This is a genomic window from Pseudomonas schmalbachii, assembly GCF_017589465.1.
Lineage (GTDB): Bacteria > Pseudomonadota > Gammaproteobacteria > Pseudomonadales > Pseudomonadaceae > Pseudomonas > Pseudomonas schmalbachii.
Genome location: NZ_JAELYA010000008.1, coordinates 104,646 through 120,395, shown reverse-complemented (window position 1 = coordinate 120,395; position 15,750 = coordinate 104,646). Strand labels below are relative to the sequence as shown.

General features: G+C 65.5%; 14 protein-coding genes. 6 read left to right on the top strand and 8 right to left on the bottom strand.

Features of this window, described 5'->3' with window-relative positions:
* Positions 1-11: 11 nt before the first annotated feature.
* From badI to JFY56_RS19515, 4 genes are all read left to right on the top strand, one after another.
* Positions 12-794 carry a 2-ketocyclohexanecarboxyl-CoA hydrolase gene (gene badI, locus JFY56_RS19530; RefSeq protein ID WP_208315718.1) on the top strand — a complete coding sequence of 261 codons (783 nt, stop codon included), beginning with the start codon at positions 12-14 and terminating at the stop codon, positions 792-794.
* A 54-nt stretch (positions 795-848) separates the two neighbouring features.
* Entirely contained in the window at positions 849-1,988 is a 1,140-nt protein-coding gene (gene aliB, locus JFY56_RS19525) for a cyclohexanecarboxyl-CoA dehydrogenase (protein WP_208315717.1), read from the top strand.
* Positions 1,989-2,056: 68 nt separating this feature from the next.
* On the top strand, positions 2,057-2,539 hold the full coding sequence (locus JFY56_RS19520) for a MarR family winged helix-turn-helix transcriptional regulator (RefSeq protein ID WP_208315716.1): 483 nt from the start codon (positions 2,057-2,059) through the stop codon (positions 2,537-2,539).
* Between the two features lie 622 nt (positions 2,540-3,161).
* The gene (locus tag JFY56_RS19515; RefSeq protein WP_208315715.1) at positions 3,162-4,439 is read left to right on the top strand and encodes an OprD family porin; all 1,278 of its coding nucleotides are present in this window, start codon (positions 3,162-3,164) and stop codon (positions 4,437-4,439) included.
* Between the two features lie 50 nt (positions 4,440-4,489).
* On the opposite strand, the gene JFY56_RS19510 is transcribed toward JFY56_RS19515, so the two are convergent.
* The gene (locus JFY56_RS19510) at positions 4,490-4,690 is read right to left on the bottom strand and encodes an ATP-binding protein (protein WP_208315714.1); all 201 of its coding nucleotides are present in this window, start codon (positions 4,688-4,690) and stop codon (positions 4,490-4,492) included.
* Between the two features lie 244 nt (positions 4,691-4,934).
* Between JFY56_RS19510 and JFY56_RS19505 the strand changes: the two genes are divergently transcribed.
* Positions 4,935-5,369 (top strand): CBS domain-containing protein, encoded by a 435-nt coding sequence (locus JFY56_RS19505; protein WP_208315713.1) that lies wholly within the window; start codon positions 4,935-4,937, stop codon positions 5,367-5,369.
* Positions 5,370-5,698: 329 nt separating this feature from the next.
* Positions 5,699-8,458, top strand: a complete 2,760-nt coding sequence (locus JFY56_RS19500; RefSeq protein WP_208315712.1) for a LuxR C-terminal-related transcriptional regulator — start codon at positions 5,699-5,701, stop codon at positions 8,456-8,458.
* Positions 8,459-8,648: 190 nt separating this feature from the next.
* Here JFY56_RS19500 and JFY56_RS19495 read toward each other — a convergent pair whose 3' ends face one another.
* The 7 genes from JFY56_RS19495 to JFY56_RS19465 all read right to left on the bottom strand — a co-directional run bounded on the left by JFY56_RS19495 (position 8,649) and on the right by JFY56_RS19465 (position 15,464).
* The gene (locus JFY56_RS19495; RefSeq protein WP_208315711.1) at positions 8,649-10,217 is read right to left on the bottom strand and encodes a long-chain-fatty-acid--CoA ligase; all 1,569 of its coding nucleotides are present in this window, start codon (positions 10,215-10,217) and stop codon (positions 8,649-8,651) included.
* 166 nt (positions 10,218-10,383) lie between these two features.
* On the bottom strand, positions 10,384-10,965 hold the full coding sequence (locus tag JFY56_RS19490; protein WP_208315710.1) for a DUF2889 domain-containing protein: 582 nt from the start codon (positions 10,963-10,965) through the stop codon (positions 10,384-10,386).
* Between the two features lie 104 nt (positions 10,966-11,069).
* Entirely contained in the window at positions 11,070-12,212 is a 1,143-nt protein-coding gene (locus tag JFY56_RS19485; RefSeq protein ID WP_208315709.1) for an acyl-CoA dehydrogenase family protein, read from the bottom strand.
* A 197-nt stretch (positions 12,213-12,409) separates the two neighbouring features.
* Positions 12,410-13,243: an SDR family NAD(P)-dependent oxidoreductase gene (locus JFY56_RS19480; RefSeq protein ID WP_208315708.1), complete on the bottom strand. Its 834-nt coding sequence runs from the start codon at positions 13,241-13,243 to the stop codon at positions 12,410-12,412.
* Between the two features lie 105 nt (positions 13,244-13,348).
* Positions 13,349-13,768, bottom strand: a complete 420-nt coding sequence (locus JFY56_RS19475; RefSeq protein WP_208315707.1) for a MaoC family dehydratase — start codon at positions 13,766-13,768, stop codon at positions 13,349-13,351.
* Positions 13,769-13,778: 10 nt separating this feature from the next.
* Positions 13,779-14,219, bottom strand: a complete 441-nt coding sequence (locus JFY56_RS19470) for a MaoC family dehydratase N-terminal domain-containing protein (protein WP_208315706.1) — start codon at positions 14,217-14,219, stop codon at positions 13,779-13,781.
* A gap of 57 nt (positions 14,220-14,276) precedes the next feature.
* A complete protein-coding gene (locus tag JFY56_RS19465; RefSeq protein ID WP_208315705.1) occupies positions 14,277-15,464 on the bottom strand; it encodes a lipid-transfer protein in 1,188 nt (395 codons plus the stop codon).
* Between the last annotated feature and the right edge of the window lie 286 nt (positions 15,465-15,750).

Sequence of the window (15,750 nt, the reverse complement as noted above, 5' to 3'; positions counted from 1 at the left end):
AGGAGAAGATCATGAACTACGAAGACATCCTCTACAGCGAAGACGACGGCATCGCCACCATCACCATCAACCGTCCCGAGCGCTACAACGCCTTCCGCGGCCAGACCTGCCTGGAGCTGATCGACGCCTTCAACCGCGCCGGCTGGAACAAGGCGATCGGCGTGATCGTGCTGACCGGCGCCGGCGACAAGGCGTTCTGCACCGGCGGCGACCAGGGCGCCCACGAAGGCCAGTACGACGGCCGCGGCATCATCGGCCTGCCGGTGGAAGAACTGCAGAGCCTGATCCGCGCCGTACCCAAGCCGGTGATCGCCCGCGTCAACGGCTTCGCCATCGGCGGCGGCCATGTGCTGCACGTGGTCTGCGACCTGTCCATCGCTTCCGACAAGGCGATCTTCGGCCAGGTCGGCCCCAAGGTCGGCTCGGTCGATCCGGGCTTCGGCACCGCCTACCTGGCGCGGGTGATCGGCGAGAAGCGCGCCCGCGAGATCTGGTACATGTGCCGCAAGTACAGCGCCCGGCAGGCGCTGGAATGGGGCCTGGTCAACGCGGTCGTTCCGCACGAGGAACTGGATGCGGAAGTGCAGAAGTGGTGCGACGAGATCCTCGAAAAAAGCCCCACCGCGCTCTCCATCGCCAAGCGCTCGTTCAACGCCGACAGCGAGAACATCGCCGGCATCGGCGGCCTCGGCATGCAGGCGCTGAGCCTGTACTACGACACCGAGGAATCCAAGGAAGGCGCCGCCGCCTTCCGCGAGAAGCGCAAGCCGGACTTCCGCAAGTTCTACAAGTGACCGCCGCGCCGGCAGCCACGGCGCTGCCGGCCTGAACCTGGCCTGGAGAGAATCATGAACTTCGCCTTCACCGAACAACAGAACGCCATCCGCGAAAGCGTCGCCCGCTTCAGCGCCGACGTGCTCGCTCCGGGCTACCGCCAGCGCGACCGCGACGGCCGCATCGAACGCTCGACCATCGCCCAGCTCGGCGAGATGGGCCTGCTCGGCGGCGAGCTGCCCGAGGAATACGGCGGCAGCGGGCTGGATTGCGTCACCGCCGGCATCATCATCGAGGAGATTTCCCGCGGCGACTTCAACGTCGGCTACATCCCGCTGCTGGCCTCGCTGAACGGCCAGATCATCGCCCGCTACGCCGCGCCGGACCTGGCCCGCGAGTGGCTGGGCGAAATCACCGCCGGCCGCAAGGTGGTGTGCATCGCCCTGACCGAACCCCACGGCGGATCGGACGCCGCCAGCCTGCGCCTGAAGGCCGAGCGCAAGGGTGACGTCTACGTGCTGAACGGCGAGAAGACCTCGATCTCCATGGCCGACCAGGCCGACGTCGCGGTGGTCTTCGCCCGCACCGGCACCACCGAGGAGCGCGCCAGCGGCATCAGCGCCTTCCTCGTGCCGATGAACCTGAAGGGCATCACCACCACCCGCTTCGACGACGCCGGCGAACGCGCCATCGGCCGCGGCTCGATCTTCTTCGACAACGTGGAAGTGCCTGCCAGCCATCGTCTCGGCGACGAGGGCAAGGGCTTCAGGCAGGTGATGCAGGGCTTCGACTACAGCCGCGCGCTGATCGGCCTGCAGTGCCTGGCGCTGGCGCAGCAGTCGCTGGACGAAACCTGGCAGTGGCTGACCGAGCGCCAGGCCTTCGGCCAGAACCTCTCGGCCTTCCAGGGCCTGACCCATCCGCTGGCCGAGCTGCAGACCTACGTGCACGCCGCGCGCCTGCAGTGCTACTACTCGCTGTGGCTGAAGGACAGCGGCCTGCCGCACAATGCCGAGGCGGCGATGAACAAGTGGTGGGCGCCGAAGCTGGCGTTCGACGTGGTCAAGCAGTGCCTGCTGGCCCACGGGCACACCGGCTACGGCGAGGACCTGCCGTTCGCCCAGCGCCTGCGCGACGTGCTCGGCCTGCAAATCGGTGACGGCACGGCGCAGATCATGAAAAATATCATCGCCCGGGAACTCACCCCCCGGTAACGCCTTGCCCCGCCGACGGGCCAGGCGAACCCAATCGACGCGGCCCGTCGGCTCGACAAGGAAACCCAATGAGCGCCAACGAAACCCGAGGAATCGCCAACCGGCTGTTCTTCCGGCTGTTCCAGACCGGCAACATCCTGCAGCGCCAGGTGCAGAACGAGATGGGCATCAGCACCGTGCAATGGGCGGTGCTCGGCGCCGTCTGCCGCGAGGGCTACGAACAGGGCGTGTCGTTCAACCAGCTCACCGAATACCTGGGCGTCAGCCGGCAAAGCCTGGATGGCGTGCTCAAGCGCATGGAACGGGAAAACCACGTCGTGCGCATCCCCCACCCCGACGACGGCCGCGCCCGCCTCGTCCAGGTCACCTCCACTGGCCGCGCGTACTGGGACAGCCTGCAGAACACCATCACCGCCTTCTACGAGCAGGGCATGAAGGGCGTGAGCTTCGATGACGGTGCCAGCCTGTTGCATCTGCTGGCCAAGCTGCAGAAGTCGCTGGGCGAGATTTCCCTCGGTGGCGCAGGCTCGGACGCGCAGGACGATTCGTAGGATAGGTTGAGCCTGCGATACCCATCATTGGCGACCACGCACCACAGCATGGGTATCGCTTCGCTCAACCCATCCTACGTGACTGAGCTGGGCGGGGACGATTCGTAGGGTGGACAACGCGGAGCTTGTCCACCTCATGGCAGCAGGATGAACTCTGTTCGTAGGATGGGTTGAGCCTGCGATACCCATCATTGGCGACCACGCACCACAGCATGGGTATCGCTTCGCTCAACCCATCCTACATGACTGAGCTGGGCGGGGACGACTCGTAGGGTGGACAACGCGAAGCTTGTCCACCTCGTGACCGCAGGATGAATGCCGTTGGCAGGATGGGTTGAGCCTGCGATACCCATGGTGCGTGAATGTCGAACACCTCTCCGGGGCGGCGCCAATAACGGAATGCACTTTACCTAAATCGATTTCAAACCTAGACCTTTATCGCATTGACAAGGCAACCCAGAGCCAAATAGACAGCCGCCCAGACGAACGACACTCTCAATTTATGTAAACATATTGCCATTCAACCCTGTCAGCCCTAGGATCATTTCCAGGCCCGCCGGCATGCCGGTGGCGCGCCGAGCCGTTGTGATACCGACCACAAGAACAATGACAGGTAAACGACATGCCGCTGTACCTCGCCTCACCGCGCAATACCCTCGGTCCGCTCATCGTTGGCGGATGCCTGCTGTCCCCGGCCGCACAGGCCGATTTCATCGACGACAGCCACCTGAATCTGGAACTCCGCAACTTCTACATGAACCGCGACTACCGCGACGCCGGCCTGCCGGATACGCCGCGCCATGACGGCAGCAGCGTGTCCAAGGCGGAAGAATGGGCGCAGGGCTTCATGCTGCGTTTCGAGTCGGGCTATACCGACGGCACCATCGGCGTCGGTCTCGATGCGCTGGGCCTGCTCGGCGTGAAGCTGGATTCCGGCGCCGGCACCAGCGGTACCGGCGCGCTGCGGCGCAATCCGCAGACGGGCGAGCCGGCCGACGAGTTTTCCTTCTTCGGCCCGACCCTGAAGCTGCGCGCAGCCAGCAGCGTGCTGACGGTCGGCACCCACGCGCCGCTATTGCCGGTCGCCTTCCGCAACGACACACGCCTGCTGCCGCAGACCTTCGAGGGCGCGCAGATCGTCTCGAAAGACCTCGACAAGCTGACGCTGACTGGAGGGCGTTTCACCGCCACGCGCCTGCGCGACTCGGCGGATTACGAGGACATGAAGATGTTCGCCGACGGCTCCCGCGGCGGCGTGGCCAGCGACCGTTTCGACTATGCCGGCGCGACCTGGACGCCGACAGCCAGCCTGGTCGCCACCTACTTCTTCGCCGAACTGCAGGACAACTACCGCCAGCACTACGGCAACCTGATCCACAGCCAGCCGCTGGGCGGCGGCGTGACGCTGAAATCGGAAGTCCGCTACTTCGACAGCAGCGACGAAGGCCGCACCAACGTCGACAACCGCAACCTCGGCGCCATGCTCACCCTGGCGTACAACGGCCACGCCCTGGGTTTCGCCTACCAGGACCAGAGCGGCGACACCGGCCAGCCGTTCATCGCCGGCGGCACCGATCCATGGACGCTGAACACCCTCACCTATCACCACTTCCTGCGGGCGCAGGAGGACTCCTGGCAGGTGCGCTACGACTACGACTTCGCCGCCGCCGGCATTCCCGGCCTGAGCCTGATGACCCGCTACGTGCAGGGCGACAATTTCGATATCGGCGGCCAGTCGGCGAAGGAATGGGAGCGCGACACCGACCTCGCCTACGTCATCCAGAGCGGCCCGCTGAGCGGCGTCAGCCTGCGCTGGCGCAACCTCAGCTATCGCGGCAGTCACACCACCGATATTGACGAGAACCGTCTGATCGTCGGCTACACCTTCAGGTTCTGGTAATCCCAGGCCTGAAAAAGCCATGAAAGACCGCGGCCCGCATCCGTCAGGGCTCAGCTCTCCAACGTTTCCCCGGCAGGCTCCAGCAGCAGATGCACGCTCACCGTCGCGCCCTGCTCCGGCGGGCTGACGGTGATCAGTTCGCCGCTCAGCGATTCCACCAGGCGGCGGGCGATGGTCAGGCCGACCGGGGTCAGGCGCTTCAGGTGGCTGGCGGCGGCCTCGGCCAGTTCGGCGAACGGCAGAAGATCCACCTGGAGGCGAACTACGCCAACGGCGACGAGATCGAGCAGCCGTGGTCGGTCAACGTGGGGTATCGGTATCTCTGGTGACCCGCGCACAGTCCGGTGCCTGTGCGCATCCGTCGGCGGCGCCAATGACGTTTTTGCATCGCCGCCATGCCGCATCCGGACATTGCCGAAACGGCGCCTCTCCACGATTCTGTAAGAACCCGCGACGGCCTCGGCCGCCCGCGCCTCAACCACTGGAGGGGTTCGCATGAAGACCGTTGCACAACTTTTGAGGGCCAAGCAGAGCAAGCATGTCCACACCATCGCACCGGATGAGATGGTGCTGGACTCCCTGCGGGTGATGGCGGATGCCAATGTCGGCGCGCTGCCGGTGGTGAAGGACGGCACGGTGGTCGGCGTGGTCAGCGAGCGCGACTATGCGCGCAAGCTGGTGCTGCTGGGTCGTTCCTCTATCGGTACGCCGGTCAGCGCGATCATGAGTTCGCCGGTGGTGACGGTGGACACCCACCAGACCATCGACACCTGCATGACCATCATGACCGAGCGCCACCTGCGCCACCTGCCGGTGGTGGAGGACGGCGAGCTGCTCGGCCTGCTGTCCATCGGCGACCTGGTGAAGGAAGCCATCGCCGAACAGGCCGACCTGATCCGCCAGCTGGAACAGTACATCCGCGGCGAATGACGATCTCTCCCCGCCCTCTTCCGCAAGGGGAGAGGGCATGGGAAACAACCCGCAACACCCCCGTCCCCACCCTTCCCGATACGGGTCGCCCCGGTCCTTTCGTCCAGCCAGCCTGCTTCCACGGCAAAAATGGTCCATAAGGGGGATATGCACCTGCCTGCCGATATGAAAGACCACCAGGCGCGCTGCCGCCACGATCCATCCGCGGTTATTCTGGGCCACCTGCCCGCCGCTCAGGCGTGGCAGAATAGGCGGGATACCTAATAAGAGCAGTCGGCGGACCGGCCTCGTTGGAGGCGGGCAAATGACCGAAGTGGAGACCATCTTTCATGCCAACCTCCTGGGACAAGCGCACGCCTTCGTCCAGCGGCGCATCCATCAGCACGGATGCCTCGAACGCCGGCAAGCAATCGGCTGACGGCGGTGCGCTGCGCAATCTGTCCACCAAGTACGCCACGCCGAACGCCGCCAGCAGTCACCTGGCGCGGGCGCGGTTGCTCGAACAGATGGAAAACGCCGGGACGGCGAAGCTGATCCTCATCCGCGCCGCCGCCGGCTTCGGCAAGACCACCCTGCTCCAGCAATACCGGCAGCGCTGTCTGGCCGCCGGCCGGCCGACCCTGTGGATCAACCTGGATGCCGCCGACAACGACCTGCAGCGCTTCACCCTGCTGATCGGCAACGGCCTGCGCACCATCCTGCCCGCGGACGCCCAGCCCGCACCGGCAGGCAGCGGCCAGGAGAGCCAGGACCTGCTGGACCTGATCGCCGGCAGCGAAACCCCGTTCGTCATCATCCTCGACGAGTTCGAGGTGCTGCAGAATCCCGAAGTGCTCAGCTTCATCCAGCAACTGCTGGAGGCACTGCCGGGCGGCAGCACCCTGGCGATGGCCTCGCGCTCCACCCCCGGCATCGGCCTCGGCCGCATCCGCGCGCGCGGCCAGTTGCTGGAGATCAAGCCGAGCGACCTGCGCTTCACCCTCGAAGAAGCCATGGAGTTCATCCGCGACAAGCGCGAGCTGCAGCTGCGCGAAGCCGACATCGCCACCCTCTACAAGCGCACCGAAGGCTGGATCGCCGGCCTCTACCTGGCCAGCCTGTCGCTCAAGGGCCGCGACGACCAGGCGGACTTCATTTCCTCGTTCTCCGGCTCCAACCTGGAACTGGCCGAGTACCTCACCGAGGACATCCTCTCCCGGCAGACCGAGGAGTGCCGCGAGTTCCTCCTGCAGACCAGCATCCTCGGGCAGTTCAGCGCCTCGCTGTGCGACGCCGTGACCGGCCGCGACGACAGCCGGGAAATGCTCGAACGGCTGGAGCGCGCCAACCTGTTCCTGCTTCCGGTGGACAGCCAGCAGCAGTGGTTCCGCTACCACAACCTGTTCGCCAGCTTCCTGCGCGACGCGCTGGAGCGCCAGCATCCCGGCAAGGCCAAGAAGCTCCACGAGATCGCCGCGCGCTGGTTCCTCCAGGCCCAGCAGCCGATCCCGGCGATCGAGCACCTGTTCAACGCCGACCTCCTCGACGAAGCCGCCGCCCGTCTCGCCGAGCACCTGGACACCCTGATGGACAACGGCCGCACCCGCCTGCTGGTGCGCTGGCTGGACCGCCTGCCGGAAAGCGCGCTGGACCGCTATCCCAACCTCGGCCTGGTCTATGCCTGGATGCTCGCCCTGTCGAGCCGCATGAAGGACTCAATCCAGATCGCCGAGCGCCTGGAACGCGGAGCGAAGCCGGAGCACATCTACGTGGCCAAGGCGATCCGCTGCATGCAGCTGTCGATCACCGACCAGGTCGAGGCGTGCTGCAAGGCCGGCATCGAGCTGCTGGACGTGGTCCCGCAGTCCGACGTGCACCTGTATTCGGCGCTGGCCCATACCGTGGCCAACACCATGGTTTCCGCCGGCCGCTATGACGAGGCACGGCGCCTGCTGTCCCATGCGCTGCAACGCGACCTGCAGGGCGGCTCGGGCTTCCTGCGCTTCGGCTTCAGCGTCAGCGAGGCGGTCCTCGACCTGATCCAGGGCCGCCTGAGCAACGCCCTGACCCGCCTGCTGGCGGCCAACGAAGGCGACAAGAGCGGCACCAGGGGCCGCCACGACACCACCATCTCGCTGAACATCGCCCTCGCCCTGCTGCACTACGAGAACAATGCCCTGGCGGAGGCGGAGCGCCTGCTCACGCGCAACCTGCCGTTCACCAAGCACCTCAGCTCGCCGGACCTCCTGATCAACAGCCACGTGCTGTCGGCGCGCATCGCCTACCTGCAGGGCGACCGCAATACCTGGCTGCGCTGCCTGGTCGAGCTGGAACAACTGGGCCAGCACGCCAACTCGCAGCGCATCCAGTGCTCGGTATGGCTGGAGCGCGCCCGCGTGGCGATCCTCGAAGGCCGTCTCGACACCGCCACCCAGGCCCTGCACGAGGCCGATCAGGCCAGCGACTGGGACCGCCCCGGCGTCCTGCGCTACGCCAACGACGTCGATACGCCGAGCATCGCCCACCAGCGCCTGCGCATCGCCCAGGGACTCTTCGCGGAAGCGGCCAAGGCCCTGCGCGAGGCCATCGAGGATGCCCATTCGCGCCAGCTGCACCGCCGCGAAATCAAGCTGCGCCTGCTGCTGGCCCTGGCGCTGGACGGTCTGCAGCAGCAACAGGATGCCTTCGAGGAACTCAACCAGGCCCTGCGCCTGGCCAGCCACGAAGGCTTCCTGCGCACCTTCATCGACGAGGGCGAGCCGATGGCTCACCTGCTGCAGCGCTGGGCGTCGACCGGACAGGCGCGCGGCAAGGACCTGGGCATCGAACCGCATTTCGTCGAGACGCTGCTGCAACAGCTGAACGTCGCCAGCGAAGGCGCCAAGCCGACGGTGACGGAGGGTGGCGACGTGCACCAGATCCTCACCGAGCGGGAGATCCAGGTCCTCCAGTTGCTGGCCGCCGGCCACCGCAACCGGGAGATCGCCGAGAAGGTGTTCCTCTCCGAATTCACGGTGAAATCGCACCTGCAGAAGATCTACGCCAAGCTCGACGCCAAGGGCCGCACCGAAGCCCTGGCCATCGCCCACGCGCGGGGTTGGATCAACTAGCACGCTGGGCGGAGCCGAACGTTGGGCTTCGCAAGCTCAGCACCAACCTACGATAAGCGCGGCGCCGGAATCGTAGGTTGGCGCTGAACGCAGTGAAGCCCAACATCAGCGGGGCCGGGCGTTGGGCTTCGCTACGCTCAGCCCAACCTACGAGAGCAAACTCCCAACATCGGCACAGCCCGGCGCCAACCTACGCGATATTGCGCTTCTGGCTTTCCCAGAACGGTTTGCGCAGTTCGGTCTTCAGTACCTTGCCGACGCTGGACAGCGGCAGCGCGTCGCGGAATTCCACGCTGCGCGGGCACTTGTAGCCGGCGATGCGTTCGCGGCAGTGGGCGATGATTTCCTCCGGCGTGGCGGTTGCGCCCGGCTTGAGGATGACCACCGCGTGCACCGTCTCGCCCCACTTGTCGCTGGGGATGCCGATCACCGCGCCCTGGGCCACCGCCGGATGGCTGGCCATGGCGGTCTCGACCTCGGCGGAATAGATGTTCTCGCCGCCGCTGACGATCATGTCCTTCAGCCGGTCGCAGACGTAGACGAAGCCGTCCTTGTCCATGTAGCCGCCGTCGCCGGTATGCATCCAGCCGTTGCGCAGGGCGTCCGCCGTGGCTTCCGGTTTCTTCCAGTAGCCGAGCATGACGTGCGGGCCCTTGACCACGATCTCGCCCACGGTGCCGCGCGGCACTTCGTTGTCGTCCTCGTCGACGATGCGCACTTCGGCGCAGCACGCCGCCTTGCCGGCCGAGTACATCTTGCCGCTGATCTGGTGCTCGGGGGTGTGGAATTCCGGGCCGAGGGTGGTGGCGATCGGCGCCAGTTCGGTCATGCCGTAGCCCTGGCTGAAGCCGGCCGAGCGGAAGGCCAGGCGGGCGCGGTCGAGCAGCACCTGGGTGATCGGCGAGGCGCCGTAGCCGACGATGCGGATCGAACCGAGGTCAAGCGCGGCCGCCTCGGGATGGCTGTCGCGCCAGTCGAGCAGCATCTGGATCATGGTCGGCGCGAGGAGGATCTCGTTGACCTTATGGCGGTCGATGGCTTCCAGCATGCTCTGCGGGGTAAAGGTCGGCAGCACGACGTGGGTGCCCCCGCTGATGAACAGCGCGGTCATCGCCGCGAAGTCCGCCAGGTGGAACATCGGCATCGAGTGCAGGAAGACGCAGTCGTTGGCGAAACGGCCGCCATTCAGCGATGCGGTCGCCGAGAAGAACAGGTTGTTGTGGCTGAGCATCACGCCCTTGGGGAAACCGGTGGTGCCGCCGGTGTAGAAGATCCCCAGCAGCGAATCGCCGCCCCGGCGCGCGTCCTCGACCGGCGGGGTCGCGGCGATCAGCGCCTCGTAGGACATCATGCCGGCCGGGCATTCGCCGTCGCCGGAGTAGATCACCTGGCGGATCGTCTTCGACTCCGCGGCGACCCTGGCGCCCAGCTCCTTGAAGGTATCGTCGACGATCAGTACGGCGGTTTCCGAATCATCCATGGAGTAGATGATTTCCGCCGCGCTCCAGCGGATGTTGACCGGATTGACCACCGCGTCCGCCCACGGCACCGCCAGGTTGTATTCGATGCAGCGGGGCGAGTTGATGGAAAGCATGGCTACCCGCTCGCCGCTGCCCACGCCCATGCTCTTCAGCGCGCCGGCGAGCCGCGCCACGCGGTCGCCGAACTCGGCGTATGTCATGTCGCCGCCCGGGGAACGGATGGCGATCGCGTCGGGATTCTGTTGCAGCTGTCGGTGCAAACCCTGAGTAATGTACATGCGAAACTCCACTTTTATTGTTATCTGGAAGCCTTTTCGCAACTACCGCAGCCTGGTGGAGCGCAGTAGTCACACACACTGGAAACCCTGCCTGCTCAACGGTGGACGCCCTGCCGGATCGGTCCACCCATCGACCGTAGCGTATTCCTTGCCGGCGGTCGCCTCACTACTCTTTTCGATTCGTTTCAGCCCCCAGCGCCAGCAGTTTCCGCGTGACCTCGCTGTCCGGGTGATAGGCATGACAGGTGCCGATCACCCAGTTGTTGCGGGTCGACTGGTAATCCGGGTCGCGGGCGGCCTTTTCGTTTTCCAGCTTGCGCATCAGCTCGAAGGTGGTCTGGTACAGGGTGGTGGCCATCGGTCCGAGCAGTTCGGTGAGATGGGTGCAGCCGTGTACGCCGCCGACGCGCTGGCTGACCTGCTTCTTGAAGCCGGGGCCGATCTTCAGCCCCCTGAGCGCCTCGTAGGCACTGGCGATGTTGCCGCAGATCGGGGTCGGCGCAGCCTCGGTGAACGCCTTGACGTCCTGGATCACGAAGTCCATGTCGACGGTCAGCAGCATGCGCATCAGGTGGAAGGGCTCGCCGGCCTCGACTGTCTTGTACAGCGTCTGCGAGGGGACCGGCTTGACGTCGACGATGCTGCCCTCGATGTCGATCAGGCCGTCGTCGCGCAGGTAGCCACGGCAATGCACATGGCGGTCGTGCAGGAGGGTTCGGGCGGGACCGTTCGGTAAGTCATCCGTCATGGCGACTGCCTCGAAACTCGGTGGGACTGGCGGCCGCTCCCGGCTGCCGGATGTCGCAGGCGCTACGGGAACCGCCGCCTGGGCGGCCCCGCAGCGATCCTTCGTTACAGCGAGCGGGCGACCACTTCACGCTGGATCTCGTTCGATCCACCGTAGATGCGCGCCACGCGGGCGTCGGTCCACATGCGCGCGATGGGGTACTCGTGCATGTAGCCGTAGCCGCCGAACAGTTGCAGGCACTTGTCGAGCACTTCGCCCAGACGCTCGGTCAGCCAGAACTTGCCCATGGACGCCAGGGTGGTGTCCAGGGTGCCGTCGATCCAGCGCGAGATGATCAGGTCGACGAAGGTCTTCGACGCCTGCACGGTGGCCTTCACGTCGGCCAGCACGAAGCGGCTGTTCTGGAACTCGATCACCGGCTTGCCGAAGGCCTTGCGGTCCTTGGTGTACTCGATGGTCAGGCGCAGGGCGCGCTCCATCACGGCAACGGCGCCAACGCCGATCTGCGCGCGCTCGTAGGCCAGCTGGCGCATCAGGGTGTAGAAGCCCTGGCCTTCCTTGCCGCCGAGCAGGCAGTCTTCCGACACTTCGACGTCGTCGAAGAACATCTCGGAAGTGTCCTGGGAGTGCATGCCGATCTTTTCCAGGCACTTGCCGCGGCGGAAGCCCGGGGTCTTGGTGTCGACCATGAACAGCGAAACGCCCTTGGAGCCTTCGCCGGCATCGGTCTTCGCCACCACCAGCACCATGTCGCAGGTCTGGCCGTTGGAGATGAAGGTCTTGGCGCCGTTGATGACGTACTTGTCGCCCTTCTTCACCGCGCGGGTACGGACCGACTGCAGGTCGGAACCGGCGCCCGGCTCGGTCATGGCGATGGCGCAGATCACCTCGCCGGAGCCGACTTTCGGCAGCCAGTATTTCTTCTGCTCTTCGGTGCCGTCGTCGAGGATGTACTTGGCGACGATGTGGCTCAGGCCGGTGCCGAGACCGCCACCGTTGGCGGCGAAGACCTGGGAGGTGCACACGTAGTGGCCGACATGGCCGCCAGCGCCGCCGTATTCCTCGGGGAAGTCGGGGAGGATCAGGCCCAGTTCGCCGGCCTTCAGCCAGGCGGCACGGTCAGCGTAGTGCTGTTCGCGCCACTTCAGTTCGTTCGGCTCGATGTATTCCTTGGCGAAGCGCTCGACCATGTCCTTGAACTGTTCGAGATCTTCGTCCATCCAGGGGGAGCGGTAGTTGTCCAGCATTGCGGTTACCTCGAAATCTGAAAGAGAGCCAGGACTCGCAGGGCGGGTGCAACCCGCCGGGCCTCTGTGCAGAGCGGCGGGTTGCACCCGCCCTACGGTCTGGAGAACTCCTGGTCGTAGGTTGGGCTGAGCCTGCGAAGCCCAACATCAGCATCGTTGGGCTTCACTGCGTTCAGCGCCAACCTACGGGCGGGTTCTTAGAAGTTGGAGCCCGGGCCGCCGCCGCAGTACAGGGTCTGGCCGGAGCAGTAGTCGGATTCCGGCAGGCACATCAGCACCACCGCACCGGCGGCTTCTGCCGGGGTACCCGGACGGCCCAGCGGGATCGCCTTGCTGGCGCCGTCGACCATGGCCTGCTGGATGCCGACCTTGATCTCGCGACCTTCGATGTTCACGGTCTTGCTGTCGGCACCGGCCAGGGCTTCGGTCAGGCGGGTCTGGATGAAGCCGAAGGCAACGGCGTTGACGTTGACTTTCAGGCGGCCCCACTCCTTCGCCAGGGTCTTGGTCATGCCCAGGATGCCGGCCTTGGCCGAGGAGTAGTTGGTCTGGCCGGCGTTGCCGCCAGCAGCGCCGGAGGAGATGTTGACGATCTTGCGGAACACTTCCTTGCCTTCAGCGGCCTCTTTCTTGGCAGCGGCGCTGATCACCGGCTGGGCGGCGCGCAGGATGCGGAAGGGCGCGGTCAGGTGGCAGTCGATGATCGCGTACCACTGCTCGTCGGTCATCTTCTGGATGACGTTGTCCCAAGTGTAGCCGGCGTTGTTGACGATGATGTCGATGCCGCCGTAGTTCTTCACCGCGGTGGCGACGAAACGGTCGGCGAAGTCGGGAGCGGTCACGCTGCCGAAGCAGGCAACGGCTTCACCGCCGGCAGCGCGGATTTCCGCAACGACTTCGTCAGCCGGGGCCTGGTCCAGGTCGTTGACCACGACCTTGGCGCCGTAGGCAGCCAGTTGCAGGGCGACTTCACGACCGATGCCACGGCCGGAGCCGGTTACCAGGGCGACTTTACCTTCGAGCTTTTTCATTGTTCTGTTCCTGTTCAGTTTCTTGTGTAGGGCGGGTGCAACCCGCCGGAGCGGAGTGGCCGATTGGCGGGTTGCACCCGCCCTACGACGTGTTCGTATGGGTTATCAGGCCAGGGCGACGACTGCTTCGCCGACCAGTTTCTCTTCGCCGTACTGGTTGCCGCAGCGAATGGCCACGCGAACCAGCTTCTCGCCGTTCGCTTCGAACTTCTCGGTGATGGTGCCGGTGCAGGTCGGCACGTGGCCCAGCTGGGTGATGCCGGTGAAGCGCACGGAGTAGCTGCGCAGTTGCGACTGCGGGACCCAGTTGGTCATCAGGCGGCCGAGGTAGGCAGCCGACAGCATGCCGTGGGCGAAGACGTCGGGCATGCGCGCCTTGCGGGCGAAGTCGATATCGATGTGGATCGGGTTGTGGTCGCCCGAGGCGCCGCAGTACAGGGCCAGGGTGGTGCGGTTGATCGCCGGCAGCTTCAGTTCGGGGATCTGATCGCCAACGTTGACGTCATTGAATTTCGGGGCGGTCATTTCGTTCTCCTTAGCGGTGCACGAGCGAGTTGCGTACGTCGGCGATGTGCTCGCCGTCCTGGTTGGTCACGCGGCTTTCCTGGACCACGAACTGCAGGGCGCCGCCCTTCTTCTCGTACACATCGGAGATGCGGGTCTCGAAGCTCAGCACGTCACCGGCATAGGCCATCTTGTGGTAGGTGAAGGACTGCTCGGCGTGCAGGATGCGACCGAGGTCCCAGCCCAGCAGCTTCATCAGGCCGCCGATATCGCCACGGATTTCGCTCATCAGCGGCATCAGCATGGTCGGCGGAACCGGCAGGCTCTTGTGGCCGGCGGCCTTGGCAACGGCTTCGTCGGTGTAGACCGGATCGGTCTCGCCGATGGCCTTGGCGAAGAAGCGCAGCTTGCCTTTTTCCACTTCGACCGAACCTTGCGTCGTCACATGTCCGATCAGACTCTTGTCTGCCATTTGTTTCACTCCTCTTTCAGGGCGCGCACCCGGCAGAGTGCGCGCGAAGGTGGTTGATCAGTTGCGGCCGTACATGGTGACGACGCAGGCGCCGCCGAGGCCGAGGTTGTGCTGCAGGGCGATGTTCACGTCCTCGACCTGACGGGCGCCGGCGGTGCCGCGCAGCTGATGGGTCAGCTCGTAGCACTGCGCCAGACCGGTGGCGCCCAGCGGGTGGCCCTTGGAGAGCAGGCCGCCGGACGGGTTGGTGACCACCTGGCCACCGTAGGTGTTGTCGCCGTCGAGGACGAAGCGCTCGCCGCCGCCGACCGGGCACAGGCCCAGGGCTTCGTAGGTCAGCAGTTCGTTCTGGGCGAAGCAGTCGTGCAGCTCGACCACGCGGATGTCCTGCGGGCCGACACCGGCTTTTTCGTAGACCTGCTGGGCGGCGTCCTGCGCCATGTAGAAACCAGCGTAGGCGATCAGCGACGGCGGATCGAAGGAGATCACCGGGTCGGTGGCCATCGACTGGGCGAGGATCACCACGTCGCTGCGCAGGCCATGCTTCTTGGCGAACTTCTCGGAAACGATCAGCGCGGCGGCAGCGCCGCAGGTCGGCGGGCAGGCCATCAGGCGGGTCATCACGCCCGGCCACATGAGCTTGTCGTTCATCACGTCTTCGGTGGTGACGACGTTCTTGAACAGCGCCAGCGGGTTGTTCGCGGCATGACGGCTGGCCTTGGCGCGAATGGCGGCGAAGGTTTCCATCTTGGTGCCGTACTTCTGCATGTGTTCGCGACCGGCGCCACCGAAGGTGCGCAGGGCCTGCGGCAGGTCCGGGACGTCGGCGGTCAGGTCTTCCATGACGTGGACGACGCTGGCGCGGGTACGCGGGCGGTCATCCCAGTGCGATTTCAGCGCGCCGGCCTGCATCTGCTCGAAGCCGAGGGCCAGGGCGCAATCGACCTGGCCGCTCTGCACGGCGGCACGGGCCAGGTACAGGGCGGTGGAACCGGTGGAGCAGTTGTTGTTGACGTTGACCACCGGGATACCGGTACGGCCCACTTCGTAGAGGGCGGTCTGGCCGCAGGTGGAGTCACCGTACACGTAGCCGGCGAAGGCCATCTGCACCTGGTCGTAGCTCAGGCCGGCGTCTTTCAGCGCCAGACGCACGGCTTCGGCGCCCATGTCGGTGTAGCTCGGGCTGGCGCCCGGCTTGGTGAAGGGGATCATGCCGACGCCGGCAACGACTACTTTTTCGCTCATGCTCGATGCTCCTGTAGTAACGCCGCGCCAGGCAGGACATGTCGTCCGTATCGAAGCCGGGAGCCAGGTTGCCCTGAAGCTGCTCCACCAGGCGCTGTGTGTTCGCGCCAGGCCGGATGTCCTCGGCCACTGACGCAGTTATCACGTTCAATCCTAGGGAGCGTCCGCCTGCCCAGCGACCGTCGAAGGGATGAAGTTGAGGAGGAACCGGAGGCATCCAAATGGACGAGGGAATGGGCGGAAAGGCCCTGCGGCCGGACAAAACCGTCGCTTCGGACGACGACAC